General features: G+C 38.3%; 11 protein-coding genes. 8 read left to right on the top strand and 3 right to left on the bottom strand.

Features of this window, described 5'->3' with window-relative positions:
- Positions 1 to 2: 2 nt before the first annotated feature.
- The 6 genes from H6G68_RS27145 to H6G68_RS11300 all read left to right on the top strand — a co-directional run bounded on the left by H6G68_RS27145 (position 3) and on the right by H6G68_RS11300 (position 6,244).
- Entirely contained in the window at positions 3 to 176 is a 174-nt protein-coding gene (locus H6G68_RS27145; protein WP_339327854.1) for a WD40 repeat domain-containing protein, read from the top strand.
- Between the two features lie 88 nt (positions 177 to 264).
- A complete protein-coding gene (locus tag H6G68_RS11320; protein WP_190906748.1) occupies positions 265 to 771 on the top strand; it encodes a DUF1993 domain-containing protein in 507 nt (168 codons plus the stop codon).
- Between the two features lie 161 nt (positions 772 to 932).
- Entirely contained in the window at positions 933 to 1,160 is a 228-nt protein-coding gene (locus H6G68_RS11315) for a hypothetical protein (RefSeq protein WP_242045226.1), read from the top strand.
- Entirely contained in the window at positions 1,157 to 1,579 is a 423-nt protein-coding gene (locus H6G68_RS11310) for a type II toxin-antitoxin system VapC family toxin (protein WP_190906746.1), read from the top strand. The genes H6G68_RS11315 and H6G68_RS11310 overlap by 4 nt, the downstream gene beginning before the upstream one ends.
- A gap of 755 nt (positions 1,580 to 2,334) precedes the next feature.
- Positions 2,335 to 4,062 (top strand): serine/threonine-protein kinase, encoded by a 1,728-nt coding sequence (locus H6G68_RS11305; protein ID WP_190906745.1) that lies wholly within the window; start codon positions 2,335 to 2,337, stop codon positions 4,060 to 4,062.
- A 73-nt stretch (positions 4,063 to 4,135) separates the two neighbouring features.
- Positions 4,136 to 6,244, top strand: a complete 2,109-nt coding sequence (locus tag H6G68_RS11300) for a serine/threonine-protein kinase (protein WP_190906744.1) — start codon at positions 4,136 to 4,138, stop codon at positions 6,242 to 6,244.
- Positions 6,245 to 6,576: 332 nt separating this feature from the next.
- On the opposite strand, the gene H6G68_RS11295 is transcribed toward H6G68_RS11300, so the two are convergent.
- Positions 6,577 to 7,050: a winged helix-turn-helix transcriptional regulator gene (locus H6G68_RS11295; RefSeq protein ID WP_190906743.1), complete on the bottom strand. Its 474-nt coding sequence runs from the start codon at positions 7,048 to 7,050 to the stop codon at positions 6,577 to 6,579.
- Positions 7,051 to 7,119: 69 nt separating this feature from the next.
- Between H6G68_RS11295 and H6G68_RS11290 the strand changes: the two genes are divergently transcribed.
- Both H6G68_RS11290 and H6G68_RS11285 read left to right on the top strand, forming a co-directional pair.
- Complete coding sequence (locus tag H6G68_RS11290; RefSeq protein WP_190906742.1) at positions 7,120 to 7,875, top strand: glucose 1-dehydrogenase; 756 nt, start codon at positions 7,120 to 7,122, stop codon at positions 7,873 to 7,875.
- Between the two features lie 33 nt (positions 7,876 to 7,908).
- Entirely contained in the window at positions 7,909 to 8,631 is a 723-nt protein-coding gene (locus H6G68_RS11285; RefSeq protein WP_190906741.1) for an SDR family NAD(P)-dependent oxidoreductase, read from the top strand.
- A 231-nt stretch (positions 8,632 to 8,862) separates the two neighbouring features.
- Here the strand turns inward: H6G68_RS11285 and H6G68_RS11280 are convergent, their stop codons facing one another.
- Positions 8,863 to 10,686 carry an MASE1 domain-containing protein gene (locus H6G68_RS11280; RefSeq protein ID WP_242045224.1) on the bottom strand — a complete coding sequence of 608 codons (1,824 nt, stop codon included), beginning with the start codon at positions 10,684 to 10,686 and terminating at the stop codon, positions 8,863 to 8,865.
- Between the two features lie 179 nt (positions 10,687 to 10,865).
- Positions 10,866 to 11,288, bottom strand: coding sequence for a DUF29 family protein (locus tag H6G68_RS11275; protein ID WP_190906739.1), 423 nt, complete (start codon positions 11,286 to 11,288; stop codon positions 10,866 to 10,868).
- Positions 11,289 to 11,427: the final 139 nt, after the last annotated feature.

Below are 11,427 nucleotides of genomic sequence, written 5' to 3'. Positions count from 1 at the left end.
GCGTGGAAAAAATCTGGTCGCTGTTTGTCAGTATTTTATCTGTAAATGCAATTTTCCAGCTATATTTTAGAGGTGATTCAACTCCCGTGGAGGCAATTGCTCTCAGTGTTGATCAGAAAATTATAGCTAGTAGTAGCGAAGATGGAACAATTAGAATTTGGCAACTCCCAGAATAAATATTGGCTTTTTACCTACTGTTAATTAATCCTTTAAGATGAGATGGGACATATCAAAGTTGTTTGAATTCTTTCTGGAGAAATATCAATGAGTATTTCAATGTACAAAGCTTCAATACCCGTATCTATTCACTCACTGAATAACCTGATAGCTATTCTTGAAAAAGGTGCTGAATATGCAGAAACAAAAAAAATAGATCCTTCTGTGTTGATCAATAGTCGTCTATTCCCAGATATGTTTCCATTATCGAGACAAGTACAAATTGCCTGTGACGTAGCAAACAGAGGTACTGCAAAACTAGCAGAGATAGAAGCACCTAAGTTTGAGGACAATGAAACCACATTCCCTCAACTTATTGACCGCGTTCAGAAAACTATCTCTCAGTTAAATACGCTTAAACCTGAGCAAATCGACGGTTCAGAGGAGAGAACAATTACCTTAGAGGCGGGTGGTAGCACTCTATCTTTTCAAGGAATGCCATTTCTCCTGTATTTTGTTTTACCAAACCTTTATTTTCATGTCACAACAGCATATGACATTCTCAGACACTGCGGTGTAGAACTTGGTAAACGAGACTTCCTAGGTCAGCCATAAAAAGAGACGCACTTAAGCCCCTACCAAGGGGTTTAATTTTAGATAATGCCCATTAGCCCAATGGGTTGCTTCAGGAACTTCTATTTCTTGTGACAGAAATTTCTTCCTGATCGCAGCTATAGCTATAATAGATAAATACCATGATTCCCTATAATTATAATATGACGACCAAATTAATTCAAAAAGTTATAGAAACAGTTAAAACTTTACCAATAGAAGAACAAAGTAATATTCTTCAACGTTGGTTATATGAGTTAGAAACACATAAAATTGCTCAATCAAATCAATGTCAAGTTAAATTATCGGAATTACTTCTTTTACCTGAATTAGAAGAAACTGAAACGTTGTTTGAACGAGATCAAGACACAGGTAGAGATATGACATTATGAAATATCTGTTAGATACTTGTGTTATTTCTGAATATGTAAAAAAACAACCCAATCAACAAGTTATTAAATGGATAGATGAGCAAAAAGAAAGTAGTTTATTTATTAGCATTATAACTATAGCTGAAATCAAAAAAGGAATTGTGAAAATAGAAAAATCTCAACCAAGTCGCTATCAAAAACTAGAGCAATGGCTACAAAAACTTGAACAAACATTTAATAATAGAACTTTACCGTTAAATGAGAATATTCTTGATACTTGGGCAAAAATTTGTGGTCAATCTGAAGCACAAGGGAAAAAACTACCAATTATGGATAGTTTAATAGCTGCCACTGCATCTGAAAATAACCTCATAATTGTTACTCGTAATATTAGTGATTTTGGTTTCTCATCTGTTAATGTTTTTAGCCCTTGGGATTAATATCTGACAGGATGGTTAGGATGTTTATTATTCCTCTACCAAATCATCCCCAAACTCAATACCAAAATATCACAATATTGTCCGCTCCAATGATTTATTATGCCCCGATCCCTTAACTATTATTTATCTTTGCGATAGCTGAGACAAGGTCAGTGAAAAAACGAGAAGCTGTTGGGTTTCATACTTCAAACCAACCTACAAGATCGGCGAACTGACAAAAGCCCTTCTCCTTGAGGAGACGCTACGGGTAGCTTGCTTCCCCGTAGGGGTACGGCCATCCAAGAAACAGCGCTGGCGCTATCGCACTTAAGCCCCTACCAAGGGGTTTAATTTTAGATAATGCCCAAAAAAATCAAGAAACAATTAGTGACATAAGGAATTGGGAACATTCGCTTGTACGAGAGTCAGAGCCTTAAAGTAGGCATTCCCAGCCAGAGTCTAGGAACGAGATTTTTTTCATGTCCCGCGTCGGGCATCTGACACGGGAACTCTCCGCGTCCTCTTCCGTGAAGTTCTCTAAGTATTGAAACGGCTTTGAATATTTTTGGGACAAATCTGCGTAAAGTGCTTTTTACCTGTTGTAGCCATGAATAATATCTGGAAATATTGACTTTCTGGAAAAGAGGAAATGTGGAAACGTGAAAAGTCTTTACAGTTTCAACCTGCTTTATGTCATATTGTTTCCATCTGATACAATCTAGAATTCAAAATCTCAAATCCAAAATCTCAAATTGGTCAATTTATCCTTCCGTACCATGCTGGTATATTGCAGTAAAAAACACGCAAATAAGGGCAGTCACAGTTTTTGCACTCACTGCGGGGAAGCATTACCGCTGACTGTGGGACAGGTGATAGATAATCGCTATGAAATTGCGCGTATACTGGGGCAAGGTGGCTTTGGACGCAGTTATTTAGCTATTGATAGGCAAAAATCCCGCCAAAAGTGCGTATTAAAGGAATTTGCACCTCAAGTTGTCAAACCACAGGATTTACAAAAAGCCAAAGAACTGTTTGAACGAGAAGCAAGCGTACTCAAAAAAATTCAACATCCTCAAATTCCGCGTTTTCACTCTTCGTTTCAAGCCAAAATTGGCACTAAGGATTTTTTCTTTTTAGTCCAAGACTATATTGAAGGTGATAATTATTACCAATTATTTCAACAACGTCAAAGTCAGGGCAAAACTTTTAGTGAGGAGGAAGTTGTTAACCTCCTGCATCATATTCTCCCTGTGCTGACTTACATTCACTCTCTAGATATTGTTCACCGCGATATCTCACCGGATAATTTGATTTTACGCCAAAGTGATAATTTACCCGTGTTGATTGATTTTGGTGGGGTGAAACAATTACCAGCTTCTCAGGGTTTTTGGCGAACACAGTTGGGTGGAGATGGAACTTTATTAGGTAAAAAGGGCTACGCACCTGAAGAACAGTTAATCCAAGGGAAAGTATTTAAAAGTAGTGATTTATATTCTTTAGCTGTAACGGCTTTGGTTTTACTTACGGGTAAGGAACCACAGTCACTTTACGATAGTTATAACGGAGTTTGGTATTGGGGAAAGGAAATTAAGGTAAGTCCCAAATTAGAAACTGTCTTCAAAAAGATGTTGGCATATAAACCGAGCGATCGCTATCAAAAAGCTGATCAAGTTCTCAAAGATTTACCCGCACCATCTTCTGTCCATACAGCAAATACCATAATTAATCCTGTCAAAAGCCAGAATACTTATATGACTAAGCTGAAAACAATGGTAGCTGCACCGGGTATAAAAAACGCTAAAGCAATTAGTAGTAAATTCCATAGCCAGACTCAATTTGTTGTCCAACAAATACCTATGCCGGCTTGGTTACGTCCTTTTGCTGTCAGCTTTTTGGGAACTAGCGCCATTGTTTTAACTGGTGCTGGTGTTTGGGCGGCTGGAAATTATGTTTTTCGCTCAGTAACATCAATTACAGTGCCAGAGATTTCCCTACCGCAAATTCCCTTAGGAGGAAACCCAGCGAGTCAACCAGTGAGTGACAAAAACGGAAAGCGCGACATTCAAAAAATTTTCAGTCGTCGTCAACAGCTAGAAATTCCCTCAGGGTTTTTCACAAAGATGGTAGATGAGATATTTTATACCCAAAAACCACAATTAAAAGGACGTAGTATCTCTACTAAGCCAGAAGATGCAGCTTTACGTGATGAATGGTATGGTATTGCTGATGATTTACTAGATAAAATAGAACGTGCTAATCTCAGTGTTTCCGCGCGCAGAAAACTGGGAAGCTATACTAGACAAGATTACGAAACTTGGGGAGAACTAGCACAGTCAGGTAAATTGGGTAAATATAAATCCATTGAACAACTGAGAACAGACACTTATCAGAAATTTGAACCGTTGTTTCCTGGTCAAGAGCGTGGGAAACTAAATCAGCAGACCTTTCTGCAAATATGGTATGCGATCGCAGCTGATAAAGTAAGTCAAGCGCGTAAAAATTAAAAACTAAAAATTAAAAATTAAAAATCAGCAATTTCCCTCTTCAACATGACCAATGACCAATGACCAATGACTAATGACTAATATGTATTGTTCTCAAGGACATCAAAATCCGTCTGGTAGTAAGTTTTGTCTCCAATGTGGGGAGAAAATATTAGAGAAGAGTATAGCTTCTGGTATTCAAGCGGGACTAACTTTAAGCGATCGCTATGTCATTGTACGTCTACTCGGACAAGGTGGGTTTGGACGTACTTATTTAGCTGAAGATATCAACCGTTTCCGAGAACCTTGTGTTTTAAAGGAATTCTCCCCCCAAGTTCAAACTCCCTACGTTGTCCAAAAAGCCGAAGAACTGTTTCAGAGAGAAGCAAGTGTTCTTTATAAATTGCAACATCCCCAAATTCCTAAATTTAGAGAACTATTACACATCAATTTGCAAGGGAAAGAACACTTATTGTTGGTGCAAGATCATGTAGATGGAGAAACTTATAATTCTTTATTAAATAGCCGCAAATTGCAGGGTTTAAGATTTACAGAGATAGAAGTCCGTCAGCTATTACAGCAAATTTTACCAGTATTAGAATACATTCACTCAGTTGGTGTAATTCACCGTGATATTTCTCCTGATAACTTAATGCTTCGCAATGCTGATCAATTACCAGTATTAATTGATTTTGGTGGTGTCAAACAAGTTGCCGCAACCGTCGCTTCTCAATATTACCAAAGCGGGGCAATGACATCTCCCACACCTGCAACGCTATTGGGAAAACTCGGATTTGCACCCCCAGAACAAATGCAAACCGGGGTGGTATCTCCCCAAAGTGATTTATATGCCTTAGCAGTGACAGTGTTAGTTTTACTCACAGGTAAACAACCCCAAGAACTAATTGATACGTATAATTTTAGTTGGCAATGGCGACGGGAAGTGAGCATTAGTCCCATGTTAGGACAGATAATAGATAAAATGTTATCGTCAAACGTGAGCGATCGCTATCAATCAGCCCGTCAAGTTATTCAAGCCCTTAACCCGCAACCAATTAATTATCCCGCTACACAACCACCTACCCCCACACAACCGCCGATATCTGCGACAGTTGCAGTTTCTCCCCCCAAAATCCCAGCACCCCAACCTGTGATTACTCCCACTCCTCAAACCCCAAGTATTTGGACAGCAACAAACGTCTTTATTGTTACCTTAGCCTTATTTGCCAGCACAGGTATACTTTGGTGGGGCTTCCATAACCGCACAAAGGATCTAGGAGAAAGCAACCCGACAATTACATCTAGTCCTACCCCGACTCAAACGGAGTCACCCGAACCCGAAGTCAATTATTCACCAGAGGAAAAACGACGTAAAGAAAGATTGAGCGCTCGCCGTCAACAATTAAGTATAGATTATAACTTTTATATTAGTTTAGTTAATCAAGTATTTAGGGAGAAAAACCCCAGTTTAAAAGGACGTACCCTCAGCAACGATCCTGAAGATGAAAGTTTGCGGGCAGAATGGGATAAAACCGCCGCCCAAGTCCTAGAAAAGCTGTCAGCAATCAGTTCTGACTCCCGTCGTCAACTGGGAACTTACACCTCAGCAGAACGCGATCGCTGGAAAGTAGAAGTTAATAAAATCAACGTTGGTAGTCGTTCTTTATATGATTTGGGTGATGCGGCTTTTTTAAGTGAATTTCCTGAACAGCGCGGTAAAGATTTTCTCAAACAACCCATTGGGCAAGTTTGGTACGGATTTGTAAATGATCAACTTAACGCTATTCTTGCCAACAGCGCATTTCAAAGAATAGTATTTCCTGAAGGTGGTACAAGTAAAACAGTTAGCGGAACTCTCCAACCAGGAAGAGGTAAAGTTTTCATTGCGGGACTTGCTAAAGATCAAATTATGGAAGTTAATCTAGAAGCAAGTTCAAAGGTTTTACTATCAATTTATTCTCCCTCTGGGAAAATCGTATTTTTAGAAGATTCCCAACAGCGGACTGTATCCAAGACATTACCAGAAAAAGGATTTTATGAATTTGTCGTTGTTTCCACAGCCTCAGAACCCCTAGAGTATCAACTGACTGTCAGAGCAGAAAATCCCCCAGAACCAGAACCCACAGAAACACCAACGGAAACACCCACAGAAGAACCAACACCCACACCAACACCCACACCTACAGAAACACTGACACCATAATTCGTAATAGTGCCTACGGCAGGCTACGCCAACGTAATTCGTAATTCGTAATTCGTAATTCGTAATTCGTAATTCGTAATTCGTAATTCGTAATTCGTAATTCGTAATTCGTAATTCGTAATTCGTAATTCGTAATTCGTAATAATGCCTACGGCAGGCTACCGCCAACGTAATTCGTAATTAGGGCTTGCTGATAGCGCAGCTTGGCGTAAGCCATATAAATGTAAAACCTAGATAAATCAAGGGATTCAGGGGTAAAAAAGGTTAAGTTGGTGCAAGGAATAGACATTTTACCCATCAAAAACTTATCACTTTTCCGCCAAAGCAACTACTCAAAAGCTGCTTCTAATTCTTCCTCCTGACTCCTGACTCCTGACTCCTGACTCCTGACTCCTGACTCCTGACTCCTGACTCCTGACTCCTGACTCCTGACTCCTGCTATACATCCGGTTACGTTTATAAATAAGATTTAATTCCTCTTGATGTTGCCAAGCCCAATCTGCTAATACGGCGATGGGTTCAATTAATTTTTCACCAAAGGTAGTCAGTTTATATTCTACTTTTGGCGGTACGACTGGATAGACAGTACGTTCAACAATTCCGTCTGATTCTAACTGTCTAAGAGTTTGCGTCAACATCTTTTTGGATATTCCCGGAATCTGGCGTTGAAACTCACTATATCGTATAGTTCCAGAACGCAGGATACACAAAATTAGTGGTGTCCATTTATCTCCCACTATATCAAGCATTTGTCGTACAGGGCAGTCTTGACTCAGGAGAATTGGACGCTGTTCCTTGGGAACCATAAAGTGCCTACTTGTCAAAAAAATTCCATTCAATCACACTACTCTAGTGCTGGAACTGGAGTAAAGAGAATGAACTCATTAGCAAACAAAGTTGCGCTAGTTACGGGTGGAACTTCTGGAATTGGACGCACAACAGCGATCGCATTTGCTCGTGCAGGGGCTAAAGTTGTGGTGGCTGGAAGGCGTGAAGAAGAAGGAAATGAAACTATCCGTCTCATTCGTGAAGTTGGCAGCGACGGTTTATTTGTCAAAGCAGATGTAGCTCAAGAGGCAGATGTAAAAGCACTCATTACCGCCACAGTAAATACCTTTGGTAGCCTTGATATCGCCTTTAATAATGCGGGACTGCTGGGGGAAAATGCCTTGTTAGCAGACCAATCAGAGCAAGCTTACGACCGACTTTTTGGAGTTAACGTTAAGGGTGTTTTTCTCTGTTTGAAATACGAAATTGCTCAAATGTTAGCTCAAGGGAACGGGGGAGCAATTGTTAACACTTCATCTATTAACGGTTTCCGTCCATTATCACCTGGACTTTCCCTGTATGACACCTCAAAAGCTGCTGTGGTGATGCTGACAAAATCAGCAGCGTTAGAATATGCAGCCCAAAAAATTCGGATTAATGCGATCGCTCCTGGCCCTATTGAAACTGAGATGCTAAATCAGGCTACAGGCGGCAATTCTAAAGCTTTTGAAAGTTTTGTGCCAGCAGGACGTTTAGGACAGCCTAATGACATTGCTAATGCTGTCCTCTGGCTTTGTTCTGATGCTGCTGATTTTATCAATGGTCATACTCTTGCAGTAGATGGTGGAATTTTGGCTGCTTAAATATCTGTTTGGAAAAACAAAAGGAGTGTAATTATGAGCAAATTAGCAGGTAAAGTTGTATTTATCCCCGGCGGTGCAGGTAATGTAGGTGAAGGCATTGTGCGGTCATTTCTCAAAGCTGGTGCGATCGTTGCAGTCCCATCTCGTAAAGCCGAAAAACTAGAGGAACTACGCACATATCTAGGTGATATTGCCACAAGCGATCAATTTATTCCCATTGTCGGAGAAATTAGCCAAATTGAAGATGCAGAACGCATTCGTGACCAAATACTCAAGCAGTTTGGTAAACTTGATGCTGTGGTTGCTTCCCTTGGAGGTTGGTGGTTTGGAAACAAGCCGATAACAGAGGTATCAATCGCTGAATGGCAACAATACCTGAATAGCAATTTAACCAGTCATTTTATCACTGCTCGTACTTTTCTGCCTCTTTTGAAAGAACAAAAAGGCGCTAGTTACACACTCATAGGAGGAGCAGCAGCGGAAAATCCCGTTCCTAATGTTAGTTTAGTCAGCATTCCTGCCGCTGGACAACTTATGTTAGCTCAGATATTGATGGCGGAAAATAAGAATAGTGGTGTGCGAATTAATGAAGTTATTATCCATAGTTGGGTAGCAACTCGTGTTAGTCAAGAACAGAGTCAACCAAGTTGGATTACAACTGAGGATATTGGTGAGTTTATTGCTTGGCTTGCGTCTGATGCCGCATCTATGGTGAATGGTAGTCTTTTGCGTTTATATGAAAAGCCTGCTGTTTAAATTTGGCTTGGGGCTGTTTTAAATATAGTCGTAGGGACATAGAAATCCTGTGTCTCTACATGGTCTATGTACTTGAAAATATAGCAGGAGTCAGGAGTCAGGAGTCAGCACTTCTCTTCGAGACGCTTCGCGAACGACTACGCTCAGTGACCGGAGTCAGGAGTAGAACCCTCTTGTAGTGGGAGTTTCATTATCAATTGATGTCCTAACCACCCTGTCCACGGCTATATATTATTGTTTACTCGGAATTTGGATGATAAATTCAGTTCCCCCGCCAATATTCGAGGAACACTCTAATTTACCATGATGTTTTTCAGTAATAATTTGATAGCTAATAGCCATTCCTATACCTGTTCCTTTACCTATGGGTTTGGTGGTAAAAAATGGGTCGAAAATGCGATTTTTAACATCTTCTGACATTCCTATTCCATTATCATATATCCTGATTTCTACCCATTGCTTATCTATCAGCTTAGTCCTAATTGTAATCTGATTGGGATTTGCCTTAATCTCTTGAAAAGTTAGAGTAATATTGCTTTCTTCAAGAGCATCAATTGCATTAGCTATAATATTCATAAAAACTTGATTTAATTGCCCAGCATAACATTCTACTTCGGGTAAATTACCATAATCTCGAATAATCTCAATTTCTGGCTGTTCAGATTTAGCTTTCAGGCGATGTTGTAAAATTAATAAAGTGCTTTCAATCCCATCATGTAGATCAACTTGTTTAAATTCAGCTTCATCAAGGCGGGAAAAATTACGCAAAGATAGAACAATATCACGAATACGTCTAGTTCCTATCTCCATAGAATTAATAATTTTGGGCATATCTGCTAGTAAAAATTCTAAGTCAATCTCTTTTTCTAACTTTTGAATTTTTGGATTATTATTACTATGATTTTCTTGATATAAACTAACTAGTTTTAATAAATCTTCAGAATACTGCTTCAAATGGGCAATATTGCCATGAATAAAGTTAACTGGATTATTAATTTCATGGGCAACTCCTGCTACTAATTGACCCAAACTGGACATTTTTTCACTTTGAATAACTTGTGACTGGTTTAACTTCAATTCTTGGAGGGTATCTTGTAACTCTAAAGTCCTTTCTTCTACCCTTTCTTCTAAAGTTTCATTAGCTTGTTTGAGACGCAATTCTGCCCACCAATTGTCTCGAACGGCTGCGGATAAAACTAAAGAAGTGAGGGCAAATACCCCAATAAAAGATTGTAATAAAACCATAGATGCTATCGTTGATGGACGATGGAAAGATCCTGTACCGCTAACTACTCCCCATACAGCAATAGAATTAATTAAGAGTGTAATTAATGTGGTTTCTTGTAACCGAAAACGAAAAGCACACCAGATTAAAATAGGTAAAAATGTATATTCTAAAGGATAACCAAACCCAAAAGAAATTTTACTAATTATCCCGATTATAACTATGATGCAAAATAATTCTATTTTCCATGATGAAGGAAGTTTTTGTTGGTGTTTAAAGGGTTTAATCCATATTAATAAGGTAGGACTAATAACTAAAATTGCTAAAGAGATGCTAATCCACCATCCCCACCAAATTAGAGCATAAGCATCCCAAGAAGTAGCTTTAGTAATATATAAAAATCCGGCGGCAATATTAGAAGTAATAAAACATTCACTCAACACAATTCCTATAAATTTAAAAATGTCTTGAGTTTTTTCTAAAAAATTCCGATCAGGAATATATTTATTAACTAATAAGTATATTATTACAGGATCTAAGGTATCAGTTAAAGAAATAACAAAAGCAATTAATTTACCATGATCATAATTGTGATAAAGCCACGTATTAACAATTATTTCACTTAAGAAAATAGCTGGTAAGAATGAAAAATCAAACAGGAACATTCCTGCCATATAAATTCCTGATGATGGCCAAATAGGTGCGCTACCATTCTCAAAAGAAATACTAATAGCAAGTTTAGTTAATAAAAAATGAATTACAGGCAAACAAATCAAAGATAAAAGGGCTGTTTTGTTAAAAACAAAAGAGATTTTATTCTTAAGGGACATGAAATTAAATTTGTTCATTGATTTATTGATAAATCAATATATTAGTACTTACGCATGGGAAAGGAGAAATCATAAGTTTGGGCTAGGTATTGGACATGAAAAATTTCCAATGCCATAAAGCAACATATCCTATTACTGACCTCAACAAATAATCTATTTGCATTAATTGGTATCGCACTTTAATTAAAAATAAAATTTAATGCCTGTTTGATAATTAATTCTTGATCTACCATATTTTTTAAGGTTAATTCATCATAAATTCCACCAAAAGCTTCTAAAGAAGCATTATCTAAAGCGCGATTATAAGCTTCTGCTAAAATTTCCTCTATTTCTTTTTGGTTCATGTAATATCCTCCAGCTTTTCGGCGTTTGTTGATCCGATCAATTGCGTCAGTAGCATTGCGAATGGAAACATCCCAAGAATGAGTTGTCCTTTTTTCTGCCTGTTGTTTAATTAAATGGACTAAAAGCACTACACAATAGCTATAAATTTTATTGATTTTATCTTCTTTGCTGATTTCTTCTAATTCATCAATTAAAGATAGAGTCGCTTCTAGGTTGCCAGCAAGGACTAATTCTCTGAGTTCTAGTAATTCTTCCATGATTTGCTCTCTCCTTGAAGTTTGCTATTTCTAGCATAGCGCTGGTAACGCTATCAACTAACGATTACGGTTGTTGTGCAAGTTTTGCCGATTTCTGCTAGATTACAAGCGATTTGTTCCCGTATCCGCAGCAAATTTA

It is taken from the genome of Anabaena catenula FACHB-362, from assembly GCF_014698735.1.
Taxonomy (GTDB): domain Bacteria; phylum Cyanobacteriota; class Cyanobacteriia; order Cyanobacteriales; family Nostocaceae; genus Anabaena; species Anabaena variabilis_A.
This window is presented reverse-complemented; position numbering and strand designations above follow the sequence as displayed.